The sequence below is a fragment of the Arthrobacter sp. NtRootA1 genome (assembly GCF_019976975.1).
In the GTDB taxonomy this organism is placed as follows: domain Bacteria; phylum Actinomycetota; class Actinomycetes; order Actinomycetales; family Micrococcaceae; genus Arthrobacter; species Arthrobacter aromaticivorans.
The window spans coordinates 4,905,204-4,923,972 of sequence record NZ_AP024630.1 but is presented as its reverse complement, the minus strand read 5'-3'; the positions used below and the strand labels follow the sequence as shown (position 1 = coordinate 4,923,972).

General features: G+C 63.4%; 14 protein-coding genes. 4 read left to right on the top strand and 10 right to left on the bottom strand.

Features of this window, described 5'->3' with window-relative positions:
* Nucleotides 1-40: 40 nt before the first annotated feature.
* The 4 genes from LDN90_RS22450 to LDN90_RS22435 all read right to left on the bottom strand — a co-directional run bounded on the left by LDN90_RS22450 (nucleotide 41) and on the right by LDN90_RS22435 (nucleotide 5,668).
* Nucleotides 41-1,324 carry a VCBS repeat-containing protein gene (locus LDN90_RS22450; RefSeq protein WP_223947192.1) on the bottom strand — a complete coding sequence of 428 codons (1,284 nt, stop codon included), beginning with the start codon at nucleotides 1,322-1,324 and terminating at the stop codon, nucleotides 41-43.
* Nucleotides 1,325-1,466: 142 nt separating this feature from the next.
* On the bottom strand, nucleotides 1,467-3,329 hold the full coding sequence (locus tag LDN90_RS22445) for an FG-GAP-like repeat-containing protein (RefSeq protein ID WP_223947191.1): 1,863 nt from the start codon (nucleotides 3,327-3,329) through the stop codon (nucleotides 1,467-1,469).
* Nucleotides 3,330-3,344: 15 nt separating this feature from the next.
* Nucleotides 3,345-4,490, bottom strand: coding sequence for a VCBS repeat-containing protein (locus LDN90_RS22440; protein ID WP_223947190.1), 1,146 nt, complete (start codon nucleotides 4,488-4,490; stop codon nucleotides 3,345-3,347).
* A 50-nt stretch (nucleotides 4,491-4,540) separates the two neighbouring features.
* Complete coding sequence (locus tag LDN90_RS22435; protein WP_223947189.1) at nucleotides 4,541-5,668, bottom strand: VCBS repeat-containing protein; 1,128 nt, start codon at nucleotides 5,666-5,668, stop codon at nucleotides 4,541-4,543.
* A 210-nt stretch (nucleotides 5,669-5,878) separates the two neighbouring features.
* On the opposite strand from LDN90_RS22435, the gene LDN90_RS22430 reads away from it, so the two are divergent.
* From LDN90_RS22430 to LDN90_RS22420, 3 genes are all read left to right on the top strand, one after another.
* Nucleotides 5,879-6,487, top strand: a complete 609-nt coding sequence (locus LDN90_RS22430; protein WP_223947188.1) for a TetR/AcrR family transcriptional regulator — start codon at nucleotides 5,879-5,881, stop codon at nucleotides 6,485-6,487.
* A 281-nt stretch (nucleotides 6,488-6,768) separates the two neighbouring features.
* The gene (locus LDN90_RS22425) at nucleotides 6,769-7,959 is read left to right on the top strand and encodes an NADP-dependent malic enzyme (RefSeq protein WP_223947187.1); all 1,191 of its coding nucleotides are present in this window, start codon (nucleotides 6,769-6,771) and stop codon (nucleotides 7,957-7,959) included.
* 178 nt (nucleotides 7,960-8,137) lie between these two features.
* Nucleotides 8,138-8,641, top strand: coding sequence for a DUF456 domain-containing protein (locus LDN90_RS22420; RefSeq protein ID WP_223947186.1), 504 nt, complete (start codon nucleotides 8,138-8,140; stop codon nucleotides 8,639-8,641).
* A gap of 75 nt (nucleotides 8,642-8,716) precedes the next feature.
* On the opposite strand, the gene LDN90_RS22415 is transcribed toward LDN90_RS22420, so the two are convergent.
* Together LDN90_RS22415 and LDN90_RS22410 are read right to left on the bottom strand one after the other, a co-directional pair.
* Entirely contained in the window at nucleotides 8,717-9,664 is a 948-nt protein-coding gene (locus LDN90_RS22415; protein ID WP_223947185.1) for a polysaccharide deacetylase, read from the bottom strand.
* The gene (locus LDN90_RS22410; protein WP_223947184.1) at nucleotides 9,661-11,196 is read right to left on the bottom strand and encodes a cytosine permease; all 1,536 of its coding nucleotides are present in this window, start codon (nucleotides 11,194-11,196) and stop codon (nucleotides 9,661-9,663) included. The genes LDN90_RS22415 and LDN90_RS22410 overlap by 4 nt, the downstream gene beginning before the upstream one ends.
* A gap of 109 nt (nucleotides 11,197-11,305) precedes the next feature.
* Here LDN90_RS22410 and LDN90_RS22405 point away from each other — a divergent pair, with 109 nt between their 5' ends.
* A complete protein-coding gene (locus LDN90_RS22405) occupies nucleotides 11,306-12,808 on the top strand; it encodes a PucR family transcriptional regulator (RefSeq protein ID WP_223947183.1) in 1,503 nt (500 codons plus the stop codon).
* An 84-nt stretch (nucleotides 12,809-12,892) separates the two neighbouring features.
* Here LDN90_RS22405 and purU read toward each other — a convergent pair whose 3' ends face one another.
* The 4 genes from purU to LDN90_RS22385 are packed head-to-tail and all read right to left on the bottom strand — an operon-like array spanning nucleotide 12,893 to nucleotide 18,768.
* The gene (purU, locus tag LDN90_RS22400; RefSeq protein ID WP_223947182.1) at nucleotides 12,893-13,792 is read right to left on the bottom strand and encodes a formyltetrahydrofolate deformylase; all 900 of its coding nucleotides are present in this window, start codon (nucleotides 13,790-13,792) and stop codon (nucleotides 12,893-12,895) included.
* 2 nt (nucleotides 13,793-13,794) lie between these two features.
* Nucleotides 13,795-15,186 carry an L-serine ammonia-lyase gene (locus LDN90_RS22395; protein WP_223947181.1) on the bottom strand — a complete coding sequence of 464 codons (1,392 nt, stop codon included), beginning with the start codon at nucleotides 15,184-15,186 and terminating at the stop codon, nucleotides 13,795-13,797.
* Nucleotides 15,186-15,830, bottom strand: coding sequence for a sarcosine oxidase subunit gamma family protein (locus LDN90_RS22390; RefSeq protein ID WP_223947180.1), 645 nt, complete (start codon nucleotides 15,828-15,830; stop codon nucleotides 15,186-15,188). Before LDN90_RS22390 ends, LDN90_RS22395 begins: the two co-directional genes overlap by 1 nt.
* Entirely contained in the window at nucleotides 15,823-18,768 is a 2,946-nt protein-coding gene (locus LDN90_RS22385) for an FAD-dependent oxidoreductase (RefSeq protein ID WP_223947179.1), read from the bottom strand. Before LDN90_RS22385 ends, LDN90_RS22390 begins: the two co-directional genes overlap by 8 nt.
* Between the last annotated feature and the right edge of the window lies 1 nt (nucleotide 18,769).

The following is an 18,769-nucleotide window of genomic DNA, read 5'->3' as shown; positions in this document are numbered from 1 at the left end:
AATCCGGTCAGGGCCCCTTCCTGCGCGATGAGGGGTAGCTCTAGAAAACAGCGTTGAAGCCGCCCCAGCCCCAGCCGACTACAGCGGAGCCCTTCCACCCGCCTGAGCCATTGCCGTAGTACATGCGCATCTGGCCGGAGGTGTCGATGCCCCAGACGTCGTTGGCGCCATCGCCGTCGAAGTCGCCGGCACCGCCGAGCTTGGTGATGGCGTTCCAGCCCTGGCCGATCACACGGCTGGTGGTCCACCCGCCATGACCATTGCCACCGTAGAAGACAAGGTTTCCGGCGCCGTCGCGGGCCAGGACATCAGGCTTGTGGTCGCCGTCGAAATCGCCAGGGGAGAACACAGAAGTCATGCCGCCCCATCCCCAGCCGATGGTTGAAGCAGCCAGGAATCCGCCTTGGCCATTGCCCGGGTACAGCACGAGCTCACCGGAAGACTTGCGGGCAAGGAGGTCGTTGTTGCCGTCTCCACTAAAGTCGCCCGCGGCGAAGATGCTGCTGAAGATTCCCCAGCCCCAACCGATCTGCTGCCTCGGATACCAACCGCCATGCCAGCCGGCCGGATAAAGGAAGAGCGAGCCGGCGCTGTCACGGGCGATGACGTCATTTTCGCCGTCGTTGTTGAAGTCGCCGGCAGCGAACATAGTGTTGAAGATGTTCCACCCCGAGCCGACTTCATATGCCTGTTGCCACGTGCCATTTCCGCCGGTAGGGAACAATCCGAGGCGTCCCCAGGAGTCCCGGACGTACAGGCTCATGGTGTACTGATCCCAATACTCGGCACGGTAGAAGCCGGACGTGTGGGGACGATCGATGTCTACGGGAGTCACGTAGTTGAAGTCCAGAGCGTCCAAGGCCACAGCCGCAGTTCCGGAGGCGGGGAGGTTGCCGGGATTGTGGATCAAGGAACCATCGCGCCAGTAACCAACTTCCTGACCAGCTGCGGTTTGAATCTGCATGTACTGGGCAAGGTACGTTCCCGGCGGGGTCCCCTGTGCAAAGAAGACGTCGAACGAGTACGTCGAATCAGCGGAGCTGTAAGAGCCCTGCGTCATCGTCGTGTGCAATTTGCCCGTTGCAGTATTCCGGAACAGGACGTAGACGTCAGTGATTGGACCGGATGCCTGAAGGGTGACACGTGATGTTGCCTGTCCTCCAGCGCTGATCGCGTCTGGCGTCGTAGAGACCGCTACAGGTACCGGTGCGAAGGCGTCATCGGCGTGGGCTGCAGGTGCCAAACCCAGCCCGCCGACCAAAATAGCGCTGCCCATAAATGCGGCCAGCCAGCTGCGCACGCGGCGCAGAGGAGTGCTCCCCATGGTTCCCCCAGATTAGGCCGGTCGCAGATGGCCGGCGGGTGTAAGTGACTTGAGAGTACATGGAGTCGCCGACAGTCTGGGAATTTGCTGACAAAAATTCGCGCAAAAGACAAGTCAAGCCGAAAACGCAACCAAAATCGGCTTAGAAAACCGCCGTGAACCCACCCCAGCCCCAGCCAACAACTCCGGCGCCTTTCCAGCCTCCGATGCCGCTGCCGTAGTACATGTTCAGTTGGCCGGCGGCGTCGATGGCCCAGACGTCGTTGAAGCCGTCTCCGTTGAAGTCGCCGGCCCCACCAATGCGGGACATGACGTTCCAACCAGTGCCAATGGCTCGGGCAGTTGTCCATCCGCCGTTGCCGTTGCCGCCGTAGAGCCGCAGGTTTCCACCGCTGTCACGGCCCAGGACATCGGGGTTGCCGTCGCCGTCGAAGTCGCCGGGCGAGAAGACCTGGCTGAGTGCGTTCCACCCCTGGCCTACGGCGCCGGGGGATTTAAAGCCGCCCGTCCCGTTGCCGGGGTAGAGCACTAAGGCGCCTAAAGGCGTGCGGGCGAGGACATCGTTGGTGCCATCGCCCGAGAAGTCGCCTGCGGCGATGATCGAATCGAAGACGTCCCAGCGCCAGCCGATCTGCTTGCGCGGAAGCCAGCCGCCAGTCCCATTGCCGGGGTACAGGAACAAGGAGCCATCGTGGTCCCTTGCGATGACGTCATTGAAACCGTCTCCGTCAAAGTCGCCGGCGTTGAAGACGATATCGAACACGTCCCAACCAAAGCCGATGGTCCGGGCAGCTTGCCAGTGGCCTGCGCCATCAGTGGGGTACAGGAGCAGGTTCGCCGCAGCATTCCGCGCGAACAGGTCCATGGAGGCCCCGGCGTCGAAACCTGTTGTGTGCGGTTTGTTCCGAACCACGGTGCGGCCGAAGACCGTAAACGGACGCGTGGCCGTCACAGGATTGCCCACTTGGACTACTGCCCGGAAACCAACGACGGCGCCGCGGTCCGCTGCCTGAAGAGTGTAAGTCTTCGTCGTGGCACCGCTGATCACCGTACCGTTGCGCACCCATTCGTATCTGACGCTTACGGGTCCTGCGAGTGTCCCGCTGGAAACACTGCCCTCGTTAAAGACGCCGGTGAGCTTCTCGCCCACGATCAACTTGCCTTGGAGTGTAGGAGCGGTAGCTGTGATGGGTGACGTTGGCGTCAGCGGGAGCGACGATGCCGACACAGCCCGGTAGCCTGACCGCGTGGCCGTGACCCGTACTGACAGCGTCTGGTCTAGGTCTGCTTCTGCGATGCGGTAAGTGTTTTGCGTGGCTCCAGGGATCGGCTGGCCGTTGCGCAGCCACTGGTAGGCGAAGCCAGTCGGCGGCTGGGTCCAAGATCCGTTGTCCGTGGTCAGCACTTGGTCGTAGCGTGCCACGCCTGTGATGCTTGGTGGCTTGATATTTGGATTGTCCACCAGCGGGAAGTTGGGATTATTGACGGCGAAGTCGACGCCGTCCAAGGGGCCCGGCCGCTGCGTCGGTGCTTCCAGCCCTTGGGAGAGGAAGAGGATGTTGCCGTCGCGGCCGTAGCGGACAACCCCCTGGCCCAAGGGGAGCATGATGTTGACGCTGAGGAGTTTGTAGCGCCCGGTTCGCTGGAAGGCGCTTCCGTCCACCGGCACTTTGGCTTGGGCGCTGTAGGGCCCGGACAGCTGGCTGGTAGGTCCGTAGAGGGTGGCCTGCTCCAAGGTGTCCTCATTGACGTAGGTGAAACCTACTTCCTTCGCAGGACCGCTCAGTGTGAAGGACAAGGAGATAACACTCCCGGGACCCACCGTTGCCGATGACGTCCGGACCACCACGGTGGGAAGCGGGGCGGTTGTTCCTGCAGCTGTAGCGCGGGGCGGTGGGACTGCGATGGCCAGCGCGGAGCACAGGAGGATGGCTAGAAGGATGTGAAAACCCGTCCGTACTGAATGCACAAAAGCCGCTGGGCGCACGGAAGAAAAAGTCGTCATGGTATCCCCCTATCCCTAGAACAAGGCGTTAAAACCGCCCCAGCCCCAGCCGATGGTTTGGGCGCCGTTCCAGCCGCCGTCGCCGTCGCCGTAGTAGGCCAGCAGCTGGCCGGATCCGTCCACTGCATAGACGTCTACATTGCCGTTACCGTCGATGTCGCCGGCGGCGCCAATGGCGGCCATTCCGTTCCAGCCTTGCCCGATCACGGCCATGCCTGCCCAGCCGCCAGCTCCATTGCCCTTGTACAGGCGCAGGGCACCTGAGGTGTCGCGGGCCAGGATGTCCACGTTGTGGTCACCGTCGAAGTCACCGGGTGTGATGATCTTGTTGACCACGTTCCAGCCGCTGCCTACAACAGACCGGTTGAGCCAGCCGCCGTCGCCGTTTCCGGGATAGAGGTAGAGCAAGCCACCGGAGTCGCGGGCGAGGATGTCGTTGTTGCCGTCCCCATCGAAGTCGCCAGGGGACACTATCGAATTAAAGCCATTCCAGCCCGCGCCTACTTGGCGGCCGGCGAAGAACCCGCCATCCCCGGTTCCTGCGTAGAGGAAGAGGTTTCCGGCTGAGTCCTTTGCGAGGATGTCGTTGGTCCCATCCCCATTGAAGTCGCCCGGCGAGACCACGGTCCCGAAACCATTCCAGCCGGGACCTACGGTCCTGGCGGATTCCCAGGCGCCGCCAACGCGGGGATACATCATGAGGGTGCCATCTGCGCGGCGGGCAAGCAGTTCGAAGGTGCCCCGCCCGGTGAAGCCGTTGGCCCGGTTGGAGGCGGAGATCTCTACAGTCTCGGCGCTGCCAACTTCCATGGGATCACAAGGATAGTTCGAGGCGACGTACGCGGCGATGGTCTTGCCGCGGTCCTCTTCGGTGAGCTTGTAGTTCCACCATTCCCAGTGGTCCTCGGCATGCACGCCGTCACGGGTCCAGTAGATGTGGTAATCGGGTCCGGCGGCCGCGCCGCAGCCACGGTAAGAGTCAGGATCGATCTCCACGGTTAGCGTGGAGCCAACAAACGGCGCACCGTGAACCACGGGATCTGTGGGGTCCATGGTTGCCATGGCAGGTGCCGGGGCGAAGGCGACGGCGGCAATAAGCGCGGCCGCAATCCCGGCTACCGCTCGGCGCACGCCTGATGCACGGCATGATAGAGCGTTCATTTTGTCCTCCCCAGACTTATGCCGTTAATGGTACCGCGGCTGGGACTCAGCTAGAAGATTGCTGTGAAGCCGCCCCAGCCGTTACCCACCACCTGGGATGTGCGCCATCCCGTCCGGCCATCGCTGTAATAGATCACCAGCCGGCCCTGCTGGTCCACGCCGTAAACGTCCGGGAAGCCATCATTGTCGAAGTCACCCGCCGCACCCGCGGCTTTGAGGGCATTCCAACCAACACCGATAAGCCAGGACCGCGTCCAGCCGCCGGCCCCGTTGCCGCCGTAGAAATACAGGTAGCCGCTGCGGTCACGGGCCAACACGTCCACCTTGCCATCGCCGTTGAAGTCGCCAGGCGTCAGCAGGGTGTCCATGACCTGCCAGCCCTGCCCGACGGCGGTCCTCGCCAGCCAGCCTCCGGAACCATTGCCCGGGTACAAGTAGAGGGCGCCGCCGGGTTCCCTGGCCAGGATGTCGTTGTTGCCGTCCCCGTTGAAGTCACCGGGGCTGACGATTGAGTCGAAAATGTTCCAGCCCTTGCCGATGGTCTGGGCCGGCTTCCAACCACCGGTTCCGTCACCGGCATAGAGATAAAGCGTGCCTGCTGAATCCCGTGCGATCACGTCGCCCTTGCCATCACCGTTGAAGTCGCCGGGGGAAAGGACAAGGTTGAAGACGTTCCACCCCCAGCCCACGGTGCGGGCGGCATCCCAAGCGGCGCCTGTCCGCCCATACAGCATCAATGAGCCGTCACTTCCGCGCGCCAGGAGTTCAAAGCTGCGGCCCGTGAATCCGTTGGCCCGGTTGGGCGCAGCGACGGGGCCGGTCTCGTCGCTGTGGAGGGTTTCGCCTCCGCAAGCGGTCTTGCTGGCAGTCAGGTGCGCGGCCATCCGGGCGCCCGTGTCATCCTGCTGCAGGAGATAGCTGCGCCCGGTTTCGCCCGCGACGAGGAAGCCATCCCTTGTCCAGTAGACGGTGAAATCAGGGCCCTTTCCGCCGCCGCAGCCGTAGAAGGTATATGGGCCGATTTCGGTTGTTAGCGTCTTGCCGACAAACGCGTCACCAATGACAACGGGGTCCGGCCCGTTGCTGGACGCGCCCGACGCCGGCAGGGGGCTAAGCGCCACGACCGCCACAGCGGCGGTCAGCAGCGCTGCTGCCAACCGGCGTCGAAAATTCCCCATGGTGGTCTTCCTCCCGTGTGCTCACCCAAATCTTCCTGCAGTGTATGTGCGGCAACCGCCCTTTCATGGGAACGGCATGGATGCGTTCGAAGAAGGGCGCTCTCAGGAAACGGTCATTTTGCTCACGTATCATTGGTGCGATCGGCCTGCCGCGGGTCCTTTGACCTGAGCCGGCCGTTTCCTTGCCAGCCTGCCAAGAGATCGCCGGAAATGCCCGAACCGTTTTCCCTGGAACCGTACTCCCTTGATCTGACGACGGGGTTGCCCCGTATGGCTGCCGCACCCACCACGCCGCGGCAGCTGCTGCGCTATGCCCGCATCCTGAAGACCGCGGCGGGCTTTGCTCAACGTCAATTCGACACGTTGAGTTTGTCGGACATTGCCGCTAAAGCGGACGTGCCGCTGGGCACCCTGTATCGCTACTTCCCCTCCACAGCGCACCTGATGTTGGCCGTGTACCGGCAGCAATTGCGCGAGCTTCGGGATGGCTTGCGCCAGAGGAAAGGCAAGGGCCATGCACTTGCGGGTTTGATGATGGAGATCTTCCACCTGAGGGTTATGCAGCCCGGGGTGGAGCACTGCCTCATCCGGCCTGCCGGCAAAGACAGCGATACCGCCCAGTTGCTGCGGGAGATCGACCTCTTGTCCGAAGAAGTCGTGGGTTCCTTGAGCAAAGAGCCCGGAAACGATGCCCCGAAGGCCAGGATTCTGTTGCATCTGGTCAGTGGTCTGGTCCAGGCCGTCCGGTGTCGTCGCTTGTCGCTCTTTGAGGCCGAGAAGGACCTCAAGAAGGCGTGCAGCCTCATGACCGGGGAATGACGAAGTAGGTCTTCTGGTCTAGACCACTGACCGTTGAGAATGCGTTTTTCCGCGTGAGCTGGGTCACTTTTGGAGCTGCCTAAACGTTTTACTCTCGAATCGTCTCTCTTGGTATTGAATCTTGTACCCTCCGCGCTTCCTTACGCTGGAAACACCGAAGCGGCTAGCAGCCCATACCTGCAGATGCACCTTCCGGGCCAGCCACCCTTGGTCCGAACCAGCAGTTCTGTTCCTGCCCGAACCATGCCGTGGGTCCACGGCTAGCCTGAGGAGACAAAGACGTGTCCATTGAGACAATCGCTACTGACAACGACGCCTTGGTACTGAGCGAAGAAGAGATCTTCGCAGCACACGAGGGCGGCAAGCTGACGATTTCCAGCACCGTTCCCCTGAACAACAAGCGTGACCTTTCCATCGCGTACACCCCGGGCGTCGCCCAGGTCAGCCGCGCAATCCACGCCAACCCCGAGCTTGCCCGCACCCACACCTGGGCTGAGCGCCTGGTAGTTGTGGTCAGCGACGGCACCGCGGTCCTGGGTCTGGGTAACATCGGCCCCAGCGCTTCCCTTCCGGTCATGGAAGGAAAGTCTGCCCTCTTCAAGTCCTTCGGCGACCTCGATTCGATCCCGCTGGTTCTCAACACCACCAACGTGGACGAGATCATCGAGACCTTGGTCCGCCTCCGCCCGAGCTTCGGCGCTGTGAACCTTGAGGACATCTCGGCTCCGCGCTGCTTCGAACTCGAAGAGCGTCTCATTGAGGCTCTCGACTGCCCCGTCATGCACGATGACCAGCACGGCACCGCCGTCGTGGTTCTCGCAGCCCTGACCAACGCTGCCAAGGTGACCAAGCGCGAACTCGCGGGCCTCAAAGTGGTTGTCTCCGGCGCGGGTGCCGCCGGCATCGCCATTGCCGAGATTCTTCTTGCCGTTGGCATCAAGGACGTCATCCTGCTCGATTCCAAGGGTGTGGTCAACGCTGAGCGTGCTGACCTCGCGGCCGATCCCAGCAGCGTCAAGGCCCGCATGGCCCAGCGGACCAACCCGCGCGGCATCAGCGGTGGTCCGGGCGAGGGTCTGACGGGTGCCGATGTTTTTGTCGGCGTGTCCTCCTCCAAGCTGGACGAAGAACACCTGAAGCTCATGAACGATCAGTCGATCGTGTTCGCGCTGTCCAACCCGGACCCGGAAGTTCTCCCCGAGGTTGCCCAGAAGTACGCGGCTGTTGTCGCCACCGGCCGGAGCGACTTCCCGAACCAGATCAACAACGTGCTGGCCTTCCCCGGCATCTTCCGCGGCGCACTCGACGCCAAGGCCCGCCGCATCACGCCCGCCATGAAGATCGCTGCCGCCAACGCCATCGCTGAGCTGGCGGCGGAAGACCTTTCCGCGGATTACATCGTGCCGAGCCCGCTGGATGCCCGCGTGGCACCGGCTGTCACCGCGGCTGTTGCCGCCGCAGTGGCTGAGTAGCGGTTACTAACGCAAGAACAACGACGACGGCGACGCCTCCCATGCCGGGGAGCGTCGCCGTCGCTGTTCGGTAAGGAGCAACGCGGGGTCACCTACGGCCCATGTTGCCCCGTGGGATGGGCCGTAGGTGACCCCGCGTTGCAAGTGGGGGCGGAGGGTCCGCACCTAGACTGGGGCCATGAACGCCGAACTCGTTGTGACCATTCTGTGCGGCCTAGCCATTGCGGTTGGGGTCGCCGGGACCATCATCCCTGTCCTCCCGGGCAGCATCCTCATTGGTGCGAGCCTGCTCGCTTGGGCCATTTGGGGCGGTGCGGGAACCCTCGGCTGGGTGATCTTCGCGATCGGCATGGTGTTTGTGGTGGCCGGGATGGCTGCCAGCGCCGTACTCACGGGGCGAAAACTCAAACAGCATGGGATTCCCAACAGGTCTGTTGTGGTTGGAATAGTTCTTGGCGTGGTGGGAATGTTCGTGATTCCGGTGGTTGGGCTGGTGGTGGGGTTCGCCGTCGGGCTCCTGCTGAGCGAGGTCCAGCGGACCCGTGACTTCCGTACAGCTGTCCGCTCAAGCGGCGCCGCGCTCAAGGCCACGGGCATAGGCATTCTTGTGGAGTTCGGGCTCGCATGTGCGGCTGCGAGCACCTGGATTATCGGAGTCTGGATCAACGCGGTGAATGGTTAAACTCCGGCGCCGAGATGGCAAAAGATGACAATCCCGGGCCGTGGGATTGTCATCTTTTGCCATCTCAGCGAAGCGCTAGCGGAGGGTGGGTACCCGCACCTGGGCCGGGCGGAATGAAGCGCCGGCTCCCGGGAACAAGGGGACGTCGATCCGCGCGTGGGTGTGGATTTCCTGAACCGTATCCTTCGTGTGCTGCGCGATCTCGGCAAGAGTGGTGACCCACATACCGTCGAGGTCTTTCACCCGTTCGATCAGCTGCTCCAATGCGACAGCCCTGGATGGCCGGCCGGAGATGAACGGGTGGTTGGTCAGGACGAAGCAGCTGCCCTGGGCGTGGTGCGCCTGGGCCTCAAGAGTCCACATTTCCAAAGCCTTGGCCGGACTTTCGATGACCCCGCTGCCCGTGATGCCGGGGTAGAACGCGTACTGCTCCCAATCATCCAGGGCCCAGTCAACGGGAATTTCCACGATGTCCCGCGGATCGTCCTCGGCCACTGACATGCGGTAGGGGGCATCGCCGTCGAGCAGGCTTGAGTCGTAAAGGAAGCCGCGGTCCGCGAGCAGTGCGGGCGACTGCCAGTTCAACTCCCACCACGGAGCCCGGTAGCCCACGGGCCGAACACCGGCGACGTTAGCCAGGGCTTCCAATCCACGGTCCAGGTAGCTGGCTTCGGTGGCCGCGTCGATGCCCTGCATTGGCTCGTGAAGGTAGCCATGGTGGGCTATTTCGTGCCCACCGTCAGCGATCCTGCGCACCACTTCGGGGTAGCTCTCCGCAGTGAATCCAGGGATGAAGAACGTTCCCTTGACGTCCTGGCGATCCAGGATTTGGAGGAGCCGCGGGACGGCAATCTTGGGGCCATACGACTGGTGGCTCATGAGGGACATGCGCCGGGTGCTGGACGGATCGTGGGCGATGGTGCAGGACTCGGCGTCCACGTCGAAGGTGAAGGACGCTGCGGCTTTGAAACCTTCAGGCCAGGTGATCGGGTGGAGGGAGTCCGCGAAGGCGGGCTGGCTCATGCTGTGGTCCTTTCAACGGCCGGGGCGGTTGCGGGTTGGGTAACGGACACGTGGTTCGAATCGGCAAGGATAAACTTTCGGTGCGCCCGGGGACCGAGGATTGCGTAGGCTGCCGCGCTGGTCAGTCCGCCGGCCAGCCACGAGAGATCCCAGCCGCCAAGTGCCACGGCGATGGGGCCTTGCATTACTGGGATCAGGCCGTACATGAACAGCCAGGTGGAGAAGATGCCAGCCAGCAGGGAGACGATGCCGGCCCAGTTGATCACTGGGAGGCGGTTGGTGCCGACGCCGTCGAAGAGCCGTTCAACCTTTCCGGGCCAGCGCTTCTCCAGCCAGAAGTAGTGCACCAACATGACGCCGCCCCAAGCAGCTACCCATGCCACCAGGCCGATCAACCAGGCGTCCAGTACCGAGGCGAAGTCCTCCTGGAAGATGAAAAACACGACGGCGAGCAGCGAGAAGACGCCGACGAACAGGTTGAGCTTGCGACGATTGATCTTGATGTCCAAGGCCTGCGTAGCCACTGAGAAGGTGTAGATGTTCAGGATGTTGGTGGCGATGGGGCCATGCAACACCATGAGGAGGACGGGGAGGGCAAGGACGCCGAAGTTCTGCACGATCAGCTTGCCGGGGTCGATCTCGCCGCTGTTCGTGGCAAGGCTCGCACCGAGGACACCGAGCCAGACCACGGGAATGAACTGGCCAAGGACCGAAGCCAGGTAGACCTTGCGCTTGGGAACCGAGGTGCTGACGAAGCGTGAGTAGTCCGCGGCGTACGTGAACCAGGTGATGCCCCAGCCGATGCCGATGGCCGTCATGACTGCACTCATCGCCGCGATCCGTTCGGATCCTTCAAGAATGTTGCCGGCCGGACCTGCATAGCCCCAGTCGATCTTCATGCCGAACCAGGCCACTGCGGACATAACGGCCAGGATGATGATGGTGGGCGGGACAGTCCACTTTTCGAAAGCGGCGATCGCCTTGTAGCCGAACCAGGCGATGGCAACCTGGGCGGTCATGATGAGAGTGGCCACGCCGATCTTCCAGGCGTAGTTCTTTGCGGTGGGGTCCACCCAGCCCAGCGTTCCGAAGAGCGCCATGACCAGGTCCAGGATGATCCACGTATTGACCGCGCACCATCCGATGACCAGGAGGGCCTGGATGGCGGCGGGGAGGTAGTTACCACGGCGACCGAACGCGGCCCGGGCGAGGACCATGCCTGTGGCGCCGGTCCTTTGGCCAAGGAGGACGAAACAGCCAAACAGCAACATGCCGATCAGGTTGCCCAGGACCAGGACAAAGACGGTGTCGGCGAAGCCGAGGCCGAGGTGGATTCCGAGTGCGCCCAGCACCCAGTTGATAGGAGCAAGGTTGGCGCCGGCCCAGATCCAGAACTGGCCTGAGACCTTGCGCGTGCGGTCTGACTCGGGGATGGGCTGCAGCCAGGCTTCGCTGTCATGGGCCGGCGCCGTTGCCGGGTCTGACTGCGCTGAGCCTGACTGCTGTGAGGCAGGGGAGAGGTTGTCTTGCATGAGGGAGAGCCTCCGTGTGTGAAAGGGACTCTTTCAGCGTATGTGCCACAGATCACAGCAACAAGATACGATGTGTCTACAGAAACTGTATTCGACAGTACGGAGTGTCATGTCCATCCTTCTCGGTCAGGCTTTGGAACGTGAAAGCCTCAAAGCCGCCGAACCGCGCCTGCTTAATTCGGTGGCTGACGCCCTGAACCGCCCCGTCCGTTGGGTGCACTCCAGCGAGGTTCTAGACATCGCTCCCCTCCTCAGCGGCGGCGAACTGCTCCTCAGCGGAGGCCAGGCGCTGGCCCTTGAGAGGCCCGGGCGGCAAGCCGAATACGTCCGGGAGCTGGCGGCCCGCGGCATAGCCGCACTGGCCCTGGAAACCGGACCGACACTGCCCGAAGTTCCGGGTCCCATGCTGGAAGCCGCCGAAGCGGCAGGCCTGCCCGTTATTGAATTGCGTCACGTTGTTCCGTTCGTGGCCGTCATGCAGGAGATCAACTCCCTCCTCGTCAGCGAGTCCGTCGAACAGCTTCAACGCGGCGACCAAGCCAGCCACGCGATGGCAGCCGAACTCGCCCATGGCGGCGGACTTGACCAACTTCTGGCTGTCTTGGCAGAAAGGACAGGTGCCAGCGCGCGGTTGGTATCGCCGTCGGGCCTTACCCTGGGTTCGGCAGTGGGTTCCCCAGCGGCTTCGGCCCCAGGCACAGCGCCGCCGGAGGAGGACGGCGGACTCATCACTGTTGATGTGCCCGTGCGTGGCGTCCTCGCCGCCCGCTTGGAGCTGCGAGTGCCCGACGACGGCGACAGTGGCCTCGCGCGCGTGGCGGGCGAGCGGTCGGTGGACATCCTTGGCCTGGCCCTGTTGCAGCGGATGCCGCCAGGATTGAAGGAGTTGGCGGGCATTGAACTGATGCGGGCCATCAATTCCGGCAGCCAATCGTGGCAGCTCCAGCAGCTCGGGCCGGCGTCGGGTTTTCCCGCCAACGGCCAGGTTGCTGCGCTGGTGATCCGCTCCACAGGTGCAGGGCATCTCCGCTCGGCCTTGGATGCAGTGCTGCGTGCGAACGTGCCGCACAGCGCAAGCTATGCAGATAACGCGGAGCTGATCGCACTCGCTTCCGTTGGCGATGGCGCTGCTACCCGGGTGGCCCTGATGGACGCGCTCAGGGCATTGGAAACGCCGGCCGGATCTGCGATAGCGCTAGGCCCGGTCGGCAAGGGGATCGATGAGGCCCCTTGGTCGTTGGCCGAGGCGCGCCGGACGTTGGACCTGGATCTGGTGGGAGGTGGCGTAGTGGATGCTGAAGCCTTCGCCGTGGAGCGCCTCGCCGAGGAACATCTGGACCCAGCAACCCGCGAAGGGTTCGTGCAGCGGCAGTTGGGTGCCGTCGTCGAGCATGACCAACTGCGGCGATCCGAGCTGTTACGGACGCTGACCGTGTGGTTGGACACCGGCTGCAACACGGCCCAGGCCGCACGCGAACTACACCTGGAACGGCAGTCCATGCACCACCGGTTGCAGCGGATCTTCGAGCTGTGCGGGGGAGATCCGCGGGGAACGGGAAGGCTCGCCGCGTTGCACCTGGCTTCGAGGCTGGCTCGGCTGCCGAACCCTTAAACGCCAAAACGACGGCCCGCTGCGCACACGACGATTTAATACGTCGACTGCGTAGCGGACCATCGAAATGGGGCGCGCAAGGCGTTACGTCAGCACAATCGTCCTGTTCCCATTCAGGATGATCCGCCCTTCGCAGTGCCAACGAACGGCGTTGCTGAGGGCCTTGCACTCCGTGTCCCGACCGGCGGCTACGAGATCTTCCGGTCCGAACGTGTGATCCACCTCAACCACCTGCTGGGAGATGATCGGGCCCTCGTCCAGCTCGCCGTTGACGTAGTGGGCGGTGGCGCCCACGGTCTTCACTCCGCGGGCGTAAGCCTGGTGGTACGGCTTGGCACCCTTGAAGCTCGGCAGGAACGAGTGGTGGATATTGATGGCGCGCCCGTCGAGCTTCCGGGCGAGATCGTCGCTGAGCACCTGCATGTACCGGGCCAGCACAACGAGTTCCACGTCCAGCTCGTCGATGATGTCCAGCAAACGCGCTTCCGCCGCAGGTTTGGTAGCAGCGGTGACAGGGACGTGGAAGAAGGGAATCCCGTGCCACTCCGCCAAGCCCTGGTGGTCCGTGTGGTTGGACACGACACCCACCACATCGATCGGCAGCTCACCGATCCGAGCACGGAACAGCAGGTCATTGAGGCAGTGCCCAAACTTGGAGACCATGATCAACACGCGACGCTTGGACCCCTGGCGTTCCAGCTGCCAGTTCATGTTGTACTTCTCGCCCACAGGGGCAAACGCTGCACGCAAAGCATCCACTGTGGTCTCGTCGCCGGAGGACGCGAAGTGAACCCGCATGAAGAAGTGGCCCTCGGCGCGGTCACCGAACTGCTTGTTGTCGATGATGTCGCAGCCATGCTCCAGCAGGAAGCCGGACACAGCATGGACGATTCCGGGACCTTCAGGGCAGTCCAAGGTAAGGACGTGCTCCACGGTGGTTCCGGCAGAGGAATCAGTAGACGATTCGGTTTGGATGGCAGTCATGGCTAGCACTCCACTACGTTGACGGCGAGTCCTCCACGGGAGGTCTCCTTGTATTTGGATTTCATGTCGGCGCCTGTCTCGCGCATGGTCTTGATGGCTTTGTCCAAGGACACTTTGTGGCTGCCATCGCCATGCAGTGCCAGACGGGCAGCATTGATCGCCTTGACGCTGGCGATGGCATTGCGTTCGATGCACGGGATCTGCACCAGTCCGCCAACGGGATCGCAGGTGAGGCCCAGGTTGTGCTCGATGCCCACCTCGGCCGCATTCTCCACTTGCTCCGGCGTTCCGCCCAGAACCTCGCAAAGACCAGCGGCGGCCATGGAGCAGGCGGAACCCACTTCGCCTTGGCAGCCCACCTCTGCACCGGAAATGGAGGCGTTGATCTTGAAGAGAATCCCGACGGCGGCCGCCGCGAGCAGGAAGCGCACGACGCCGTCGTCGTTGGCTCCGGGAACAAACTTTGTGTAATAGTGCAGCACCGCAGGCACAATTCCTGCGGCACCGTTGGTCGGTGCAGTGACAATCCTGCCGCCGGCCGCGTTCTCCTCATTGACCGCCAACGCAAACAGGTTCACCCATTCCATGGCGAGCAAGGGGTCCGCTGAGGATTCGCCCTTCAGCTGGGCGTCGGTCTCGGAAAGCTTCTTAAACAACGACGGCGCCCGTCGCCTGACTTTCAAACCTCCAGGCAGGATCCCCTCGGCCGAGCAGCCGTTGTCAACGCATTCACGCATGACAGCCCAGATCCCGAGGAGGCGCTCGCGGAGCTCCTCCTCAGACCGCCAGACGAGTTCGTTGGCCAACATGACATCGGAAATCGACATGCCCTCGCGTGAACAAATGGCAAGCAACTCGTCAGCAGTGGTGAACGGGTAGGGGAGCACGGTGTCATCGGCTACTACTTTGTCCGTGCCCGTGGCGTCCCCATCCACCACAAAGCCGCCACCGATCGAGTAGTAGCTGCGCTCACGCAGTACTGCCCCGGTGTGGTCAAGGGCCCGGAACGTCATGCCGTTGGGGTGTGCCGGAAGGGACTTGCGGCGGTGGAGGACCACGTCCTCGTCCCAGTTGAAGTCCACCCGGTGGTCGCCGCCCAAGCGCAGTTCGGCGTCGAGGGCTGCTGCGGCCACCTGGTCGTCAGCCGTTTTGGTGTCGACGGTTTCGGGTGAGTGGCCCTGCAGCCCCAGCACCACGGCTTTGTCGGAGCCGTGGCCCCGGCCGGTGGCGCCCAAGGAGCCAAAGAGCTCTGCCTGGACGCGCACCGTGGCCGGAAGCTGGCCGGACGATTCAAGACCGTCCGTGAACTGCTTTGCCGCCCGCATCGGGCCCACCGTGTGTGAAGACGACGGCCCGATGCCAACAGAAAACAGATCAAGCACACTCAGTGCCATTAGGGGACCTCAGGGGAGGCGTACTCCCGCATGGCGTCAAGGAGCCAGCGTCCCAGGAAATCGGCAAACGAGGCCCGGGGAAAGATCCGGTAGTTCTCCTCGGAGGTCTTCCACAGCATCACGGGGATGTGTGCGAGCTCCGTCGAGACGGCTGTGCCGGCCTTGAAGACGCGGGGGTGAAGGTCCAACGAGCACGTCTTTTCGAGCACAGCGCGGGCGTGGCTGCCATTGAGCTCGAACGTGGTGCGGTTGGCGGACAGGTCCACTACCTGACCTTCATCGCTGCCAAGTGCCGTGGTCAGGTCGCTGACCAAGGTACCGCCCAGTGAGTCGTGGGACTCCTCCGGAGCAACCACAAGGAACTCGGTGGGGCCGAGCCAGAGTGCGTTGACTGCGCCTGCCCCCGTCACTTCACCGCAAGTGGCCGGCAAGCCGCCGGTGATGGACGCAACGCGGGCGCCGGCGTCGGACGTTCGCTCAACCCGGATACCCACCATCGCCTGGTAGGGAATCTCCTTGAGCGTCACCGTGCCCGGCACTGAGCCGGAGGTGAAGGCGTCAGCCAGGTGTTCGGCCGGGCTGCGGCGGGCACCCCGTACGCGGTCGACGTGTGCGGTTTCTGCTGGTGTTGCTGTTTCAGCCATCTTTGCGGGTCCCTTCAGCATCGAAAAGTACGGTTTCGCCGACAACCACGTCCACCAATTGGTCTCCCACCGAGGCCACGAGGGTCTCGCCGATGCGGTTGCGGCCGTTTTGGATCAGGGCCAGGCCGAAGGAACGGCCCAATGCGGCACTGTGGTAGCTCGAGGTGACGAAGCCTTCCATGGGGACGGGTCCGTACGCCGGGTTGACGGGGATGCCCTTCTCCACAAGCTGAGTGCCTTCCGGCAGCCTCAGCGAGTGATCCACGGGAAGGACGCTCACCAGGTGCTTGCGGTCCTCGCGTTTGGCGTCCGCACGGAGGTAGGAGCGCTTGCCGATGAAGTCCTTGGCCTTGGAAACAATCCAGTCCATGCCAGCGTCCTGGGGGGTGACCGTGCCGTCGGTGTCCTGCCCGACGATCGGGTAGCCCTTCTCAGCGCGCAGCACGTGCATGGTTTCCGTGCCGTAGGGGGTGATGTTGAACTCAGCACCCGCAGCGGCAACGGCTTCCCAGGTGTTCAGCCCGTACCAGGACGGAACGTTGATTTCGTAGGCCAGTTCACCGGAGAAGGAGATACGGCAAACGCGTGCCTGCACTCCGGACGCCAGCGTGGTTTCACGGAAGGTCATGAACGGGAAGGCTTCAGCGTCCAGGCCGCCGTTTTCGGCAAGTTCCGGGGCAACCTTCGCGATCACTGCACGGGACTTGGGACCGACGACGGCGATGGTGCTCCACTGCTCCGTGACGGACGTGAAGACCACATCGAGTTCCGGCCACTCCGTCTGGTGCCACTCTTCCAGCCAATCCAGCACCTTGGCAGCGCCGCCGGTGGTCGTGGTCATGAAGTAGCGGTCCTCGTCCAGGCGCAGGGTCACGCCGTCGTCGAAGATCATGCCATCCGGGGTGCACATTACGCCGTAGCGGGCGGATCCCGGAGCGAGCTTCTTGAAGGCGTTGGTGTAAACGCGGTTCAGGAATTCGCCGGCGTCCGTGCCACGGATTTCGATCTTGCCCAAGGTGGTTGCGTCCATGAAGCCCACGGAATCGCGAACCGCTGCGCACTCACGCAGGACTGCCGTGTCCATGTCCTCACCGGACTGCGGGTAGTACCAAGGGCGCTTCCACTGTCCAACATCTTCGAACAGGGCACCCTGGGCGACGTGCCACGGGTGGATGGAGGTCACGCGGGCGGGGTCGAACAGCTCACCGCGCTGGCGGCCAGCCAAAGCGGCGAACGCGACCGGGGTGAACGGTGCACGGTAGGCGGTGGTGCCGATCTCGCCGACGCCGGGAACGCTTTCCGCGCCGCCGAACTTCAACGCAGCAGCGATCACGCCGATTGCGTTGACGCCGGAGGTCTTGCCTTGATCGTTGGCGGTGCTGATGGAGGTGTACCGCTTCACGTGTTCCACTGAACGCATGCCGGCACCGGTGGAGCGCAGGACGTCAGCCACGGACTGGTCACGCTGGAAGTCGACGAAGTGGTGGTGCCACTCGCCCGGTTCGCCGGTCTGGCCCGGGACAAGCCACAGCTGGCGGGTCGGTGCGGACGCCACGGGTGCGGTCAGCTCTTGTGGCGTCACCTCGGACTCAAAACCAGCAGCGATGGATGCTGCCGCTCCGGCCGAGATGCCCTCTGCCAGGCAGTCCTGGAGTTCGTAGCTGCCGCGGCCTGCGCCAACAACCTGCTGGTCGCGAACCACCGTGGAAGGAACAAAAGCGGCGAGTTCATCGTCCCAGCGCAGCTTGCCCTGGCGCTGGCTATGGAGGTGCACCACAGGGCTCCAGCCACCGGAAACAGCAAGCAGATCGGCCGCGATGTGCTCGACGCCCGAGGTGAGTTCGCCGTCGTCGTTGATGCTGCGGACGGTGACCCCGCTGAGACGGCCGTTGTCATCGGCGCTCGTGTCGGCAACCGCGCTGCCAATGAGGACCCGGATACCGGACTCGACGGCGGCAGCGGCCTTCGCGCTGATCTGCGGACGGGCATCGACGACGGCGGCAATCGCCACGCCTGCTGCCTTCAAGTCCGCGGCGAGCAAGTAAGCAGAGTCGTTGGTGGTGGTGATGACGACGCGTGAACCGGCTGCGACCGCGTAGCGGTTCAGGTACGTGCGGACAGCCGAAGCGAGCATGATGCCCGGGCGGTCGTTGTTCTCAAAGACCAGCGGACGCTCGTGGGCGCCCGGTGCCAGGACAACCTGCTGTGCGCGGATGTGCCAGATACGCTGACGCGAAACGCCCGGAGCGGCCGGAACGGTCAGGTGATCTGTGCGGTTCTGCGCTGCGATGAAGTAGTTGGAATCGTAGGAACCGAAGGCGGTGGTGCGGTTCAGCACGGTGCATTCTTCGGCGGAGACCAACTCGGCTTCCACATCGGCAACCCATTCCAGGGCAGGCTTGCCCTCGATGGTTTCCTGCAGGTCCTCGGCCGTCGAGCCGGAGAGCAGTGCACCTCCCAGTTCGGGCTGGTCGTCGATCAGGATGACGCGGGCGCCGGTGCGGACTGCTTCACGGGCGGCTGCAAGGCCTGCAACACCGCCGCCGACCACCAGGACGTCCGTGTGGACGTACTTCTTGTCGTACTCAGCCTTGTCCTCGGCAGGGTCAAGCTTGCCCAAACCATTCAGCAGCTCAACGTTCATGCCGTCCACGAGTGAAACGGCGGTGGCGGGGAGCATGGATTCGGCAACGTGGCCCGGGAAGCGGGGAGCGATCTTGACCAGGGCGTTGGACTCTTCCACGCCGGCGGCCATGATGCCGCGGGGGCGGTCCTCGTAGAGGGAGTTGCCGGCGTTGATGTGGCCGTTGGCCAGCAGCGCGGAGGCGATGGTGTCGCCGGGGTGGCCGGTGAATTCCTGGCCGTCCACAGTGAAGCGCCAAGCGATGCTGCGGTCAATGCGTCCGCCGGTGGCGAGGCGTGCGTTCTTGCTGGTCACT